Genomic DNA, 14,580 nt, shown 5'->3' with positions numbered 1-14,580 from the left:
GACCAGCGCGCGCTGGCGCCGCTCGACGGCACTGTCGCCGCTGAGCAGGCCGGCGACCGCGCCGATGCCGGCGCCGATCAGCGCACCGCGCTTGGTCCGGTTCGGGTCGTTGGGGTCGTTGGTCTGGCCGGTGTAGGTAGCACAGCTGGTGAGCAGCATGGCACTGGCGATGGCGGCGCAAAGCCCTGTGGTCGCGAACTTGCCCATGGGTATCTCCTGGAAGGGACCTGAATGCGGCTTCAAGGTAATCCTGTTCGCGTCTGGGCGGGGTGACGGATCGCGCCGCCGTTCAGACGCCAGTCGGGCTGTCGCCGCCGCAGTAGCTGCGCGGGATGCGGGCGTTGAGACGGGTCAGGATCTCGTAGGGGATGGTGCCGGCGGCCCGGGCCACCTCCTCCACCCGGATCGCGTCGCCGCCGCTGGCGCCGACCAGCACGACTTCGTCCTCGTTCCAGGCACTGTCGCCGCCGATGTCGACCATGAACTGGTCCATGCAGATGCGCCCGGCCACCGGGTAGCGGCGGCCATGGATGAGCACCTGGCCGCACGAGGACAGCGACCGCGGCCAGCCGTCGCCGTAGCCGATCGGCACCGTCACCACGCGGGTGTCGGTGTCCGGTGCCCACGTGGCGCCATAGCTGACCGGACGGCCGGCACGCACGACCTTGAAGTACACCACCTGCGAGACCACCGACATCGCCGGGCGCAGGTCCAGCGTGCGCTCCGAGTCCGGATCCGGCAGCACGCCGTACAGCACGATGCCCGGGCGCACCATGTCCAGCCAGGTTTCGGGGAAGTGCAGCACGCCGCCGGAGTTGGCGAGGTGGCGCAAGGGCATCGGCACGCCGAGGCGGTCGAAATGCGAACAGGCCTCGGCGAAGCGCTCGACCTGCGCGGCCGTCATCGGCGAGGCGGGATCGTCGGCGCAGGCCAGGTGCGAGTAGATGCCCTTGACCGTGCACCACTGCGAGGCGACTGCGGCTTCGATGAAGGGCCCGCACGAATAGCTGTGCACGCCGATCCGTTCCATGCCGGTATCGACTTTCAGGTGCACGGTGGCCTTGCGCCCCAGCGACTGCGCCGCCGCCTCCACCTGGCGCAGCTTGTCCAGCGAGGACACCGTCACTTCCAGGTCGTTGGCGATCAGCTCGGCCGCCTGCGGCCCGAAGATGCCGCCCAGAACCAGGATCGGCAGGTGGATGCCCGCCTCGCGCAGCGCGATGCCTTCTTCCAGGAACGCCACGCCCAGCTGGTCGACGCCCTGGGCCTGCATGTGCCGGGCCACCGGCACCAGGCCATGGCCGTAGGCTTCGGCCTTGACGATGCCCATCACCGGCACGCCGACGCGCTTGCGGATCGCGCCCAGGTTATGGGTGATCGCGTCGAGGTCGACCAGGATGCGGGTCGGGCGTTGCGTCATTCCGTCGATTGTAGGGCCGCGGAGGGATTACTCGAATGCGCCGACGGAATCGTGGGCGAGGTTGTCGAACCGGGTGTACTCGCCGAAGAACTTGAGCTTGATCGAGCCGGTCGGGCCGTTTCGCTGCTTGCCGATGATGATCTCGGCCAGGCCCTTGTCCTGCGAGTTTTCCTTGTTGTAGTACTCGTCGCGGTAGATGAAGACGATCACGTCGGCGTCCTGCTCGATGGCGCCGGATTCGCGCAGGTCGGCCATCATCGGGCGCTTGTCGGTGCGCGTTTCCAGCGAGCGGTTGAGCTGCGACAGCGCGATCACCGGCACGTTGAGTTCCTTGGCCAGGCCCTTGAGCGAGCGCGAGATCTCGGAGATCTCGGTGGCGCGGTTCTCGCTGTTGCCGGGTACCGCCATCAGCTGCAGGTAGTCGATGACGATCAGCCCGAGCCCATGCTCCTTCTTGATCCGGCGGGCCTTGGCGCGCAGCTTCTCCGGCGACAGCGCCGGCTCGTCGTCGATGAAGATCCGGGCCTCGCGCAGCAGGCGGATCGCGCTGGTGACGCGGCTCCAGTCCTCGTCCTCGAGCTGGCCCGTGCGCAGGCGCGTGGCGTTGATGCGGCCGACCGACGAGATCAGGCGCAGCGCGAGCTGGCTGGCCGACATTTCCATCGAGAAGATCGCCACCGGCTGCTTGGACTTCATGGCCGCGTACTCGGCCATGTTCAGCGCCAGCGTGGTGTTATGCACGCACACGTCGTTGGCGATGAAGTTGTGGGTGCCGGGTACGGTCAGGTCGTAGACCTGCTTGTCGCCGGCATGGGTGATCGATTCGATCCGGTCCCAGCACACGTCGCTGGAGGCGAGTGCCGCCAGCTTCGCGTCACCCAGGACCATCGCCATCCGCGCCAGGCGCGAGCGGGAGATGCCCCGCTTGCCGACGTGGACGTTCGAAGCATTGAAACCGCAGCGACGGGCAAGCTCCGCCCAGGACAGCTCGCCCCGGGCATCGTCCACGAGCTTCCACGCGCCCGGCGGCAGCATATCGACGTTGCCGCCCTGCCCGCGCGCATCCAGCGCCGCACGGACCGAGTCGATCGCGGCCTGCTTGCCGTGGATGCCGATCTCGTCGACGAAGATGCGCAGCGATTCGGCCGACGTGATGTCCAGTTGCCACGAGCAACGGCGGCTGTCGCGATACTTCACCCAGCGCTGTCGCAGCTTGGCCATGACCCCGAAGCGCAACAACAGGTGCTGCACCTGCCGCGCGAGGCGTTCGGACACGCTGGCATAGCCGACCTGCGCCTGGCCGCTGGCCAGGACGGTGGCCCAGCCATCGGTCGCGAACAGGCGGTTGAGGAATAGCGCCAGCTGCTCGCGTGGCAGGCGGAACACCGGCGCAGGCACCTGTTTGGCGTGGGAATCGCACCCCATCAGGCCAAGGTCCGACAACCAGCGGGTCATCGCATTGGGCAGGTTGCGGCGCGCATCCTCGACCTGTCCGCCCAGGTCGTCGGGCACGACTTCGAGGACTTCGCAGAGCCGCGCAAACGCCGCAGGCTCCGGCACCGTGCGGCCCTGCCGCCAGTGGGTCACCGTGCCGGGACTGACGCCCAGTGCCGCGGCCACGGCGCGCGCCTTGCCCCTGCCAAGGCGCGCGTCCAGTGACCCGGCAAAGGCTTGCCTGCTTGCACCAACGGCACCGCCATCGGCCGCCACGCGCCAGGAAGGCGCGAAGCCGGCGCGGGTTTCCACCTCGCGCGCCACGACGCCGCCGAATGCGGCGACCGCGTCGCCGAAATCGCCGGAAATGACCGGATTGCCATTGGTGAATCGCGGCGCGTTGCCGGTCAGCCCGCCATCGCCGATCAGGTAGGCCAGCAGCTTGATCTCGCATTCGCGCATGGCCTCGGTGCCGAATACCGGCAACCTTCGGGGGACCGCGACGTAGTCGCCCACCGACAATTGGTGCAACGGCTTCCAGCCGTCCACGGTCAGGAACGGATGCGGCGCCGTGGTTTCTACGCGTCGCCCAAGCCGGGTGACGACCTCGAAGGTCGGCTTGATGCCATCGTCCACGAAGTCCGAGGGTTCGGCCCGGGCCAGCCGGTAGTCCTCGTCCAGGGTCCCCAGCCTGCCGGAGCGCGCCTTGCAGATCTGTTCGATGGTGGCGACCGAGCCGTCGTCCAGCACGATCTCCGAGTCGGCGCTCAGGCATTTCCCCATCGACGGCCTGGCCGCCAGGATCAGCAGGTCGGTCGGCTGCAGGCCGGCGGTCATCTCGTCGAATTCGGTGTAGCCGGTGGGAAGGCCGGTGACGCTGCCGCCGCTCTCGTAGCGCTTCTGCAGGACGTCGAAGGCCTCGGCCAGCGCGTTGTGCACCGTGACGTATTCCATGCGCCCCTTGGCGCTGTGCTCGGCGATGGCCAGCACGCTGGACTCGGCGGCATCCAGGATCTCGCTGGTCTCGCGGCCGTCGGGCTGGAAGCCGTCGTTGACGATGCCGGTACCGACCTCGATCAACTGCCGCAGGACCGCCTTGTCGCGCACGATCTCGGCATAGGCCACGATGTTCGCGGCCGAAGGCGTGGTGCTGGCCAGTTCCACCAGGTAGGCGCCGCCGGCGACCTGCTCGGACTGGCCCATGGACTCGAACCACTCGCCCAGGGTCACCGCGTCGTACGGCCGGTTCTTCTCGGCCAGCTCGCGGATGGCGCGATAGATGAGCTGGTGGTCGCGCCGGTAGAAATCGTTGTCGGCCAGGATGTCGGCGACGCGGTCGAAGGCGTCGGGCACCAGCATCAGCCCGCCGAGCACGGCCTGTTCGGCTTCGACCGACTGCGGCGGTACGCGCAGCTGCTCGACCCGGCTGTCGGCGCGCCCCTGGAAACCGTTCCCTTCGAAACCGCTGTTGCTGGAGCGGAATCCCTGGCGTGCGCTCATCAGTTCGGTGACTCCCCCGTGTCCGATGGTCATCGTAGTCGTCCTGCGTCCGAAGCGTTGCAGATAAGACTGTGGATAACCGGTGGGCATCGCAAAGGTTGCGACTGGCGTTCGCCCGCCTTGAAAAAAGAACGGGCGCCTCGCGGGCGCCCGTCCAGGTACAACGTGGCAACTTGGCTTATGCGGCCTCGGCCTCGACCACGATCTTGACCGGCAGTTCGACGTCGGCGTGCAGGTGCACCATGACTTCGGTCTCGCCGACCATGCGGATCGGGCCTTCGCCCATCACCACTTCCGACTTCTCGACCGGAGTACCGAGCCTGGTCAGGGCCTCGGCGATCTCGCGCGGGCCGACCGAGCCGTACAGCTTGCCTTCGGTGGAAGCGTTGGCATAGATGGTGACGCTGGCGCCCTCGAGCTTTGCACGGCGCGCTTCGGCGTCGCCCAGCAGGGCCTGCGCCTTGGCTTCGTACTCGGCGCGACGCGCCTCGAACTCGGCGACGTTGGCGGCGGTGGCCGGCACGGCCTTGCCCTGCGGCACCAGGAAGTTGCGGCCGTAACCCGGCTTGACGTTGACCTTGTCGCCCAGGCCGCCCAGGTTGGTGACCTTCTGCAGAAGAATCAGTTCCATGTGTCTGGCCTCAGGCGTCGTGGTTGTCGGTGTACGGGATCAGCGCCAGGAAACGGGCGCGCTTGACCGCGGTCGCCAGCTGGCGCTGGTAGCGCGCCTTGGTGCCGGTGATGCGGCTCGGGACGATCTTGCCGGTCTCGGTCAGGTTCTGGCGCAGGGTGTTGAGATCCTTGTAGTCGATCTCCTTGACGCCCTCGGCGGTGAACTTGCAGAACTTGCGGCGGCGGAAAAACTTGGACATGTGTGTGCTCCCGGGAGGCGGTTAGGCGGCTTCGGCCGTATCGGAATCGGCGTCGTCGGAACGCTCGCCGTCGTTGCCGTCGTCGTCGCGGCGGCGACGCTCGCCACGCTCGGGCTTGTCGCCCTTCTCGTCCTTGTTCTTCATGATCAGCGACTGCTCGGTGACCGCTTCGTCGCGGCGCATCACCAGGTGGCGCAGGATCGCATCGTTGAAGCGGAACGCCTCGACCAGCTCGTTGAGCACGGCCTGGTCGGCTTCCACGTTCATCAGCACGTAGTGGGCCTTGACCAGGTTGTCGATCGGATAGGCGAGCTGGCGGCGGCCCCAGTCCTCGAGGCGGTGGATCTTGCCGTTGCCACCCTCGATCAGCGACTTGTAGCGCTCGATCATGGCCGGCACCTGCTCGCTCTGGTCCGGATGGACCAGGAACACGATTTCGTAATGACGCATGGTGGTTTCCTCGTGGATACCGGCCAGTTGGCCGGGCAGCCCCCCGTCGGCCGGGACGGACGCGGTGGGGCAAGGTCTCCCCGGAGGCCGGGGAGCCGGCAATTATCGCAGGTTCAAGGGCTTGCGGGCAACAGGTGCCGGCTGGCTTCAGGCAGCGCGGTCTGCGTCCGTGGTGAACGACTCGCCGCAACCGCATTCGGCGGCCACGTTGGGGTTGGCGAAGACGAACTGCTCGTTCAGCCCGGACTTGAGGAAATCGATCCGGGTCCCGTCGACCAGGGCCAGGCTGTCGGCGTCCACGTAGATCCGGATGCCGTCCTGCTCGAACACCGTGTCGTCCGCGCCCTGCTCGCGGGCCAGCTCGGCCAGGTAGCCCCAGCCGGAGCAACCGGTGCGGCGCACGCCGAAGCGCAGGCCCAGGGCCTGCGGGTCCGCGGCCAGGTAACCACGGATGCGTTCCAGCGCGGCGGGAGCGAGTTCGATGGCCATGGCGTCATTATAGGCCGCGGGTCGCGGCGTTTGCCCCTCCCCGGTAAACTGGCGGTTCACCTTCAGGATTGCAGGCGGCATGACAACGGTCAGCGTCGAACATGCGCTCGCGGGCAAGCTGCCCGTCGGCGGCGAGGTAACGGTACGCGGCTGGGTACGCACCCGGCGCGACTCCAAGGCAGGGCTGAGTTTCGTCAACGTCAGCGACGGCTCCTGCTTCGCCCCGATCCAGGTGGTGGCCGCCGCCTCGCTGCCCAATTACGAGTCCGAGGTGAAGCGGCTCACCGCCGGCTGCGCGGTCGTGGCCACCGGCACCCTGGCGCAGTCCCAGGGCCAGGGCCAGGCGTTCGAGATCCAGGCCGACAGCATCGAGGTCGTCGGCTGGGTCGACGACCCCGAGACCTACCCGATCCAGCCCAAGGCGCACTCGCTGGAGTTCCTGCGCGAGGTCGCCCACCTGCGCCCGCGCACCAACCTGTTCGGCGCGGTGACCCGCATCCGCGACTGCCTGGCCAAGGCGGTCCATCGCTACTTCCACGAGAACGGCTACTACTGGATCAGCACGCCGATCATCACCACGTCCGATGCCGAAGGCGCCGGGCAGATGTTCCGCGTCTCCACCCTGGACATGGCCAACCTGCCGCGCGACGGCCGGGGCGAGGTCGACTTCGGCCGCGACTTCTTCGGCAAGGAGACCTTCCTCACCGTTTCCGGGCAGCTCAATGTCGAGGCCTACTGCCTGGCATTGAGCAAGGTCTACACCTTCGGCCCGACCTTCCGCGCCGAGAACTCCAACACCACCCGCCACCTGGCCGAGTTCTGGATGGTCGAGCCGGAGATCGCCTTCGCCGACCTGGCCGAGGATGCACGGGTGGCCGAGGAGTTCCTCAAGTACCTGTTCCGCGCGGTGCTGCACGAGCGCGCCGACGACATGGCGTTCATCGCCGAACGCGTGCAGAAGGACGCGATCACCCGCCTGGAACAGTTCGTCAACGCGCCGTTCGAACGCATCAGCTATACCGACGCGGTCGCGTTGCTGCAGAAGTCCGGCAGGAAGTTCGACTTCCCGGTCGAATGGGGCCTGGACCTGCAGACAGAGCACGAGCGCTGGCTGACCGAGGAACACGTCGGCCGGCCGGTGGTGGTCACCGACTACCCGGAGCACATCAAGGCGTTCTACATGCGCCTGAACGACGACGGCAAGACAGTCGCGGCGATGGACGTGCTGGCGCCGGGCATCGGCGAGATCATCGGCGGCTCGCAGCGCGAGGAACGCCTGGACGTGCTCGACGCGCGCATGCAGCAGTTCGGCCTGGACCGCGAGCACTACGGCTGGTACCGCGACTTCCGCCGCTACGGCACGGTGCCGCACGCCGGCTTCGGCCTGGGCTTCGAGCGCCTGGTGGTCTACACCTGCGGCCTGTCCAACATCCGCGACGCGATTCCTTATCCGCGCGCGCCCGGCAACGCCGAGTTCTAGCGCCGTGGCCACCGACCTCATCCTGTTCCTCGCCCTGTTGTTCGTCGCCACCGCGATCGGCGGCGCGACCGCCTTCGTGATCTTCTGGCCGCTGACCCTGGTGCACGTGCGCGACCGCCACCCGGCGCTGAAAGCGAAGCTGGGCGAAGGCGCGTTCCTCAAGCCGTCGGCGCTGTGGTGGCTGCTCAGCGGCGGTTACCGCGCCACGCCCGACACTTCGCTCAGCGGCCTGGCGACGCCGGCGCGGATCGCGCTGTCGGTGATCATCCTGGGGCTGGTCCTGGCGGGCCTGCTGTGGCTGTGGTCGCTGGCGCCGTGAGCGGGCCCCGCCAGGTGCAGTGGTGGCTGGCGACGCTTGGCCGCAACATCGTCTGGGCGCGGTTGCGGGTGCTCGAGGCGGGTACCGCCGAGGTCTTCGACAGCGACGGCAATACCCTGCCCTACGACAGCGAGGACACCGCCCGCGCCGCGCTGCTCGACGCGGAATTCGTGGAATTCGACGGCCTCGACGAAGAGGACGCGCTGGCGCGGGGCTTCAGCCTCGCGGAAATCGCCCCGCCGCAGGCCGGCAGCGATGAGGCGTTGCGCGCGCTGATGTTCGTCAACCTCGGCAAGGCAACCTAGGAGCGCGCATGGACCTGAAGCTCGACGGCAGGCATGCATTGGTCTGCGGCGCCTCGGAAGGCATCGGCCGGGCGGCGGCGCATGAACTCGCCCTGCTTGGCGCCGATGTCACCGTGCTCGCGCGCCGCGGCGAAGTGCTGGCCGACGTCGCCGCCGCCCTGCCCCGTCGCGAAGGCCAGCAGCACGGCTGGATCGCCACCGACGTCTCGCAGACCGATGCGCTGCGCGCGCAGGCCGAAGCGCTGGCCGCCGGCCGGCCGGTGCACATCCTGGTCAATAATACCGGCGGTCCGCCGGGCGGCCCCGCCCATGGCGCCGAGGTGTCGGCCTACCTGGAGGCCTTCCAGCGCCACCTGATCGCCAACCACGTGCTCGTGCAGGCCCTTCTGCCGGGCATGCGCGCGGCCAACTGGGGGCGCATCGTCAACGTGGTGTCGACCTCGGTGCGGGAGCCGATCGCCAACCTCGGCGTTTCCAACACCATCCGCGGCGCGGTCGCGAGCTGGGCAAAGACGCTGTCGCGCGAACTGGCCCCGTTCGGCATCACCGTCAACAACGTGCTGCCGGGCTATACCGAAACCGGGCGGATCGAACAGATCGTGCGCGATCGCGCGGCCGCGTCCGGGCAATCGCCGGAAGCCATACTCGAGGGCATGCGCAAGGCCGTTCCAGCCGGGCGTTTCGCCAGGCCCGCGGAAATCGGCGGCGTCATCGCCTTCTTCTGCTCGCCCGCAGCCGGCTACGTCAACGGCACCAGCCTGGCCGTCGATGGCGGCCGCATGCAGTCGATCTGATCTGGGAGCGGCCGCGGCCGCGATGTAAGCTACACCGATGCGATTGAGCCACTGGATCGACGGTGCAGCACGCGAACCTGCCGGCAACGGCTGGCTCCAGGTCTTCGATCCGGCGGGCGGCAAGCCCTTCGCCGAAGTCGCGCGCGGCAACGCCGCCGACGTGGACGCCGCGGTGGCGGCAGCGCAACGCGCCTTCCCCGCGTGGTCGTCCCTGCCCAACAGCGAACGCGCCGCATGGCTGGAGAAGCTGGCCTCGGCGCTGGAAGCACGGCTCGACGATTTCGCCCATGCCGAGGCGCGCGACGGCGGCAAGCCGTTGCGCCTGGCGCGCGACATCGAAATTCCGCGCGCGGTCAGCAACCTGCGCTTCTTCGCCCACGCGGCCACCCAGTTCGGCAGCGAGTCCCATCACGGCCAGGCCGGGCTGAACTACACGCTGCGCCTGCCACTGGGCGTGGTCGGCACGATCTCGCCCTGGAACCTGCCGCTGTACCTGTTCACCTGGAAGATCGCGCCGGCGCTCGCTGCGGGCAACACCGTGGTGGCCAAGCCGTCGGAGGTCACGCCGCATACCGCCACCATGCTGGCGCAACTGGCCGCGGAAATCGGTTTCCCCGCTGGCGTGCTCAACGTCGTCCACGGCCTGGGGCCGGAAGTCGGCGAGCCGCTGGTGTCGCATCCCGCGGTCAAGGCCGTCTCGTTCACCGGCAGCACCGCCGTGGGCCGCCGCATTGCCGGCATCGCCGCGCCGATGCTGAAGAAGGTCTCGCTCGAGCTCGGTGGCAAGAACCCCACGATCGTGTTCGCCGACAGCGACTGGCGCGGGCAGCTGCCGATCATCGTGCGTTCCGCGTTCCAGAACTCCGGGCAGATCTGCCTGTGCGGCTCGCGCATCCTGGTCGAGCGCGCCATCTACACCGAATTCCGCGACGCCTTCGTCGAGCATGCGCTCGCGCTGCGCCCCGGCGACCCGATGGACCCGGATGCCGACCTCGGCCCGCTGGTGTCGCAGGCCCATTTCGACAAGGTCGTCTCGGCGATCGCCCGCGCCCGCGACGAAGGCGGCACGGTGCTCTGCGGCGGCCAGGCGCTGGACCGCCCGGGCTGGTTCGTGGCACCGACGGTGATCGAGGGCCTTGGCCCGGATTGCGCCAGCAACCGCGAGGAAATCTTCGGCCCGGTCGCCACCCTGCAACCCTTCGACGACGACGCCCAGGCGCTTTCGCTGGCCAACGCCGGCGACTATGGATTGTCGGCGTCGGTCTGGACCCGCGACCTCGACCGTGCGCACCGTTTCGGCGCGCAGCTGCAGGTGGGCATGGTCTGGATCAACACTTGGCTGATGCGCGACCTGCGCACCCCGTTCGGCGGCACCGGCCAGTCCGGCCTGGGTCGCGAGGGCGGCAACGAGGCGATGCGCTTCTTCACCGAAGCACGCAACGTCGGCATCGCCCTGCCGCATTGACCTGCAAGGACACCCACGCATGAAGAACGAACTGGCCGCGTTGCTGCGCAACAACCGGACCTGGGCAGAGCGCATCGAGGACGAGGATCCCGGGTTCTTCGAACGGCTGTCCAGGCAGCAGGCGCCCAAGTACCTGTGGATCGGGTGTTCCGACTCGCGCGTACCGGCCAACCAGGTCATCGACCTTTCCCCGGGCGAAGTGTTCGTCCACCGCAACATCGCCAACGTGATGGTGCACACCGACCTCAATTGCATGTCGGTGATCCAGTTCGCGGTCGACGTGCTCAAGGTGCGCCACATCCTGGTGGTGGGGCATTACGGCTGCGGCGGCGTCGGCGCGGCGTTGCGCGGGACCCGCGTGGGCCTGGCCGACAACTGGATCCGCCACGTCGGCGACGTGGCGCAGAAGCACGCATCGCTGCTGGCCGGCGTCGAGGAGGCGGACCGCCACGACGTGCTGTGCGAACTCAATGCGATCGAACAGGCGGAGAACGTCTGCCTGACCACCGTCATCCGCGACGCCTGGGCGCGCGGCCAGAAACTGATGGTGCACGGCTGGGTCTACAGCCTGGCCGACGGCCGCGTGCGCGAACTCGGCATGGACGTCGAATCCCCGGATGCGCTGCAGCCCGTCTACGACTCGGCGATCGCCGCCGTGCGCGCGCGCCGCGGGAGCCAGGCATGAGCCGCGGCGAAGCCATCCACGCCGGTGCCGCGCCCAAGGCAGTGGGCAGGTACCCGCACGCGCGCAAGGTCGGCAACCTGCTGTTCCTGTCCGGCATCGGTCCGCGCACGCCCGGGACGGACGAAATTCCCGAAGGCATCGAGGCGCAGGCCCGCGCGGTGCTGGCGAACGTCCGCGCAGTGCTCGAAGCCAGCGGTGCGCGCTGGGAAGACCTGGTGGACGTGACCGTGTTCCTGACCGACATGGCGCGCGACTTCCGCGCCTACAATGCGGTCTGGGCCGAGTATTTCCCCGATCCGGCGCAGGCGCCCTGCCGCACCACCGTGGGGATCACCGCGCTGCCGACGCCGATCGCGATCGAGCTCAAGTGCATCGCGACGGCCCGCGACTGAGGAGGACGCAATGCTGCCCAACCCGATCAACCTGCAGGCCTGGATCGAGGAGCACCGGCACCTGCTCAAGCCCCCGGTCGGCAACAAGGTCGTGCACGACGGCGACTTCATCGTGATGGTGGTCGGCGGCCCCAACCAGCGCACCGACTATCACTGGGACGAAGGCCCCGAGTGGTTCCACCAGCTCGAAGGCGAGATGGTCCTGCGCATCCAGGAGGACGGCAAGGTCCGCGACATCCCGATCCGCGCCGGCGAGAGCTTCCTGCTTCCGCCGCGCGTACCGCACTCGCCGCAGCGCATGGCGGGCTCTATCGGCATGGTCATCGAGCGCAAGCGCCTGGCGCACGAGGACGACGGGCTGATGTGGTTCTGCGAGCAGTGCAACGAGAAGCTCTACGAGGAGTATTTCCACCTCGTCGACATCGAGAACGACTTCCCGCCGGTGTTCGACCGTTTCTATTCCTCGCGCGAACATCGCACCTGCAAGGCCTGCGGACACCTGAATCCCGCGCCGGCCAAGTACACGATGCCGGACACCTGATGCTCAAGATCGATATCCACGCCCATTACCTGCCGCGCGACTGGCCCGACCTTGCGAAGAAGTACGGGGACAACCGCTTCCCCGTGATCCACCATGGCGACGACGGCCGCCACCGCATCTACAAGGACGGCAAGTTCTTCCGCGAGATCTGGCCCAAGACCTGGGATCCGCAGGAGCGCATCGACGATTACGCCAGGTTCGGCGTGCAGGTGCAGGTGATCAGTACCGTGCCGGTGATGTTCAGCTATTGGGCCAAGGCCAACCAGGCGCTGGCGTTGCACACCGCGCTCAACGACCACATGGCCGAAACCTGCCGCGCCTTCCCGCGCCACTATGCCGGCATCGGTACCGTGCCGCTGCAGTCGCCGCGCCTGGCGATCCAGGAACTGGAGCGCTGCGTCGACCAGCTCGGCCTGCAGGGCGTACAGATCGGCTCGCATGTGGAAACCGCCGACGGCGGCAACTGGAACCTGGACGCGCCGGAGCTGTTCCCGTTCTTCGAGGCCGCCGCCGACCTCGGCGCCGCGATCCTGGTGCATCCCTGGGACATGATGGGCACCGACACCATGCCCAAGTACTGGCTGCCGTGGCTGGTGGGCATGCCGGCCGAGCAGTCCCGCGCCGCGTGCTGCCTGGTCTTCGGCGGCGTGCTGGAGCGCCTGCCGAAGCTCAAGGTCTGCCTCGCCCACGGCGGCGGCTCGTTCCCCTACACCATCGGCCGCATCGAGCACGGTTTCAACATGCGGCCGGACCTGGTCGCCACGGACAACCCGCGCAACCCGCGCGAGTACCTCGAGCGCCTGTACTTCGATTCCTGGGTCGCCGACGAACGCGCGCTGCGCTACCTGCTCGACGTGTGCGGCGTGGACCGGGTGATGCTCGGCACCGACTATCCCTTTCCGCTCGGCGAGCAGGTGCCCGGCGCGGGTATCGATGCACTGGGGCTCGACGATACCGGACAGAAGCGGCTGTACCACGGGACGGCGCTGGAGTGGCTCGGGTTGCCTGCGTCCCGGTTCGGATGATCGCGGCTTCCGCCGCTCCTACAGTTGATTGCCGATGACAGAACTGTTTACCGACGATTACGCCCTCGCCCGCGACGCAGCCGATCCGCTGTCGTCGTTGCGCGGCGAGTTCCATCTGCCGCGCCATGGCGACATGAAGCAGGCCTACTTTTGCGGCAATTCGCTCGGGCTGCAGCCGCGCGGCGCGCGCGCCGTGGTCGACGAAGTGATGGACAAGTGGGCGCGCGAAGCGGTCGAAGGCCACTTCCGCGAACCCGCGCCGTGGATGCCCTACCACGCGCTGGTGCGCGAAGGGCTGGCCAGGGTCGTGGGCGCGGAACCGTCCGAGGTGGTGGCGATGAACTCCCTCACCGCCAACCTGCACCTGATGATGGTCAGCTTCTACCGGCCCACGCGCGAGCGCCCAGCGATCCTGATGGAAGCCGGCGCGTTTCCCTCCGACCGCTACGCGCTCGAATCGCAGGTCCGTTTCCATGGCTTCGATCCGGCCACGGACCTGATCGAGCTCGAGCCCGACGAAGCCGACGGCACGTTCTCGATGGCGGCGATCGAACGCGCCATCGCAACCCATGGGCCGCGCCTGGCGCTGGTGCTGTGGCCGGGCGTGCAGTACCGCACGGGCCAGGCGTTCGACCTGGCGGCCATCGCCCGCTTCGGCCATGCCGCCGGCGCAGTGGTCGGCTTCGACCTCGCCCATGGCGTCGGCAACCTGCCGTTGCGCCTGCATGACGACGGCGCGGACTTCGCGGTCTGGTGCCACTACAAGTACATGAACTCCGGTCCGGGTGCCGTCGGCGGATGCTTCGTCCACGCACGCCATGCGCGCGCCGACGTGCCGCGCTTTGCGGGCTGGTGGGGCCACGACCAGGATTCGCGCTTCCGCATGGGGCCGGCCTTCGTGCCGACGCCCGGCGCCGAAGGCTGGCAGCTGAGCAACCCGCCGATCCTCGGCCTGGCACCCTTGCGCGCCTCGCTGCAACTGTTCGAGCGCGCGGGCGGGATGCAGGCGCTGCGCGAGCGCTCGGTGCGCCTTACCGGCTACCTCGAGGCGTTGATCGCGCAACGCCTGGACGACACGCTGCAGGTGGTTACGCCGCGCGAACCCTCACGCCGTGGCGCGCAACTGTCGTTGCGCGTGGCCGGTGGCCGCGCGCGTGGGCGCGCCCTGTTCGAGTACCTGGAACGCAACGGCATCGTCGGCGACTGGCGCGAACCCGACGTGATCCGGATCTCGCCCGCGCCGCTGTACAACAGCCATGCCGACATCCTGCGCTTCGTGCGCGGGGTCGAGGCCTGGCGCACGGGGAACGCATGAGGCCCGGACCGCGCCTGACCATCGTCGGTGCCGGCCTGGCCGGCGCCCTGCTCGCCACCCTGCTCGCCCGCCGCGGCTGGCAGGTCGACGTCTT

General features: G+C 68.5%; 17 protein-coding genes and 1 pseudogene. 11 read left to right on the top strand and 7 right to left on the bottom strand.

The annotated features are described in order from the left end of the window. From QAA18_RS12920 to QAA18_RS11110, 7 genes and pseudogenes are all read right to left on the bottom strand, one after another. Positions 1-159 (bottom strand): annotated as a pseudogene (locus QAA18_RS12920) (cell envelope biogenesis protein OmpA); the annotation flags it as partial. Between the two features lie 130 nt (positions 160-289). Next, positions 290-1,420, bottom strand: coding sequence for an alanine racemase (alr, locus tag QAA18_RS11135; protein ID WP_279413024.1), 1,131 nt, complete (start codon positions 1,418-1,420; stop codon positions 290-292). A 27-nt stretch (positions 1,421-1,447) separates the two neighbouring features. Further along, positions 1,448-4,354, bottom strand: coding sequence for a replicative DNA helicase (dnaB, locus tag QAA18_RS11130; RefSeq protein WP_279413026.1), 2,907 nt, complete (start codon positions 4,352-4,354; stop codon positions 1,448-1,450). A gap of 178 nt (positions 4,355-4,532) precedes the next feature. Continuing rightward, positions 4,533-4,985 carry a 50S ribosomal protein L9 gene (rplI, locus tag QAA18_RS11125; RefSeq protein WP_279413022.1) on the bottom strand — a complete coding sequence of 151 codons (453 nt, stop codon included), beginning with the start codon at positions 4,983-4,985 and terminating at the stop codon, positions 4,533-4,535. 10 nt (positions 4,986-4,995) lie between these two features. Continuing rightward, the gene (rpsR, locus tag QAA18_RS11120) at positions 4,996-5,226 is read right to left on the bottom strand and encodes a 30S ribosomal protein S18 (protein ID WP_279413021.1); all 231 of its coding nucleotides are present in this window, start codon (positions 5,224-5,226) and stop codon (positions 4,996-4,998) included. Between the two features lie 21 nt (positions 5,227-5,247). After that, positions 5,248-5,676, bottom strand: coding sequence for a 30S ribosomal protein S6 (gene rpsF / locus QAA18_RS11115; RefSeq protein WP_279413020.1), 429 nt, complete (start codon positions 5,674-5,676; stop codon positions 5,248-5,250). A 147-nt stretch (positions 5,677-5,823) separates the two neighbouring features. Then, entirely contained in the window at positions 5,824-6,165 is a 342-nt protein-coding gene (locus QAA18_RS11110) for an iron-sulfur cluster assembly accessory protein (protein ID WP_279413019.1), read from the bottom strand. A 79-nt stretch (positions 6,166-6,244) separates the two neighbouring features. Between QAA18_RS11110 and asnS the strand changes: the two genes are divergently transcribed. The 11 genes from asnS to QAA18_RS11055 form a co-directional block, all read left to right on the top strand. Next, positions 6,245-7,645, top strand: a complete 1,401-nt coding sequence (gene asnS / locus QAA18_RS11105) for an asparagine--tRNA ligase (RefSeq protein WP_279413018.1) — start codon at positions 6,245-6,247, stop codon at positions 7,643-7,645. 4 nt (positions 7,646-7,649) lie between these two features. After that, positions 7,650-7,964 (top strand): hypothetical protein, encoded by a 315-nt coding sequence (locus tag QAA18_RS11100; RefSeq protein WP_279413016.1) that lies wholly within the window; start codon positions 7,650-7,652, stop codon positions 7,962-7,964. Further along, positions 7,961-8,269 carry a hypothetical protein gene (locus tag QAA18_RS11095; RefSeq protein ID WP_279413015.1) on the top strand — a complete coding sequence of 103 codons (309 nt, stop codon included), beginning with the start codon at positions 7,961-7,963 and terminating at the stop codon, positions 8,267-8,269. The genes QAA18_RS11100 and QAA18_RS11095 overlap by 4 nt, the downstream gene beginning before the upstream one ends. A gap of 8 nt (positions 8,270-8,277) precedes the next feature. Then, entirely contained in the window at positions 8,278-9,063 is a 786-nt protein-coding gene (locus QAA18_RS11090) for an SDR family oxidoreductase (RefSeq protein WP_279413014.1), read from the top strand. A 37-nt stretch (positions 9,064-9,100) separates the two neighbouring features. Then, positions 9,101-10,528 carry an aldehyde dehydrogenase gene (locus QAA18_RS11085; protein ID WP_279413013.1) on the top strand — a complete coding sequence of 476 codons (1,428 nt, stop codon included), beginning with the start codon at positions 9,101-9,103 and terminating at the stop codon, positions 10,526-10,528. A gap of 19 nt (positions 10,529-10,547) precedes the next feature. After that, the gene (can, locus tag QAA18_RS11080) at positions 10,548-11,213 is read left to right on the top strand and encodes a carbonate dehydratase (protein ID WP_279413012.1); all 666 of its coding nucleotides are present in this window, start codon (positions 10,548-10,550) and stop codon (positions 11,211-11,213) included. Beyond that, positions 11,210-11,605: a RidA family protein gene (locus QAA18_RS11075; protein WP_279413011.1), complete on the top strand. Its 396-nt coding sequence runs from the start codon at positions 11,210-11,212 to the stop codon at positions 11,603-11,605. The genes can and QAA18_RS11075 overlap by 4 nt, the downstream gene beginning before the upstream one ends. A gap of 10 nt (positions 11,606-11,615) precedes the next feature. Next, positions 11,616-12,146 (top strand): 3-hydroxyanthranilate 3,4-dioxygenase, encoded by a 531-nt coding sequence (locus QAA18_RS11070; protein ID WP_279413010.1) that lies wholly within the window; start codon positions 11,616-11,618, stop codon positions 12,144-12,146. After that, on the top strand, positions 12,146-13,171 hold the full coding sequence (locus QAA18_RS11065) for an amidohydrolase family protein (RefSeq protein ID WP_279413008.1): 1,026 nt from the start codon (positions 12,146-12,148) through the stop codon (positions 13,169-13,171). Before QAA18_RS11070 ends, QAA18_RS11065 begins: the two co-directional genes overlap by 1 nt. A gap of 34 nt (positions 13,172-13,205) precedes the next feature. Continuing rightward, complete coding sequence (gene kynU, locus QAA18_RS11060; protein WP_279413007.1) at positions 13,206-14,486, top strand: kynureninase; 1,281 nt, start codon at positions 13,206-13,208, stop codon at positions 14,484-14,486. Beyond that, a partial coding sequence (locus QAA18_RS11055; RefSeq protein ID WP_279413025.1) for an NAD(P)-binding protein occupies positions 14,483-14,580 on the top strand: 98 nt, incomplete at its 3' end. The genes kynU and QAA18_RS11055, both read left to right, overlap by 4 nt.

The sequence above is a fragment of the Luteimonas sp. 8-5 genome (genome assembly GCF_029763755.1).
Lineage (GTDB): Bacteria > Pseudomonadota > Gammaproteobacteria > Xanthomonadales > Xanthomonadaceae > Cognatiluteimonas.
The sequence above is the reverse complement of the archived record's forward strand: the minus strand, read 5'-3'. Positions and strand labels throughout refer to the sequence as shown.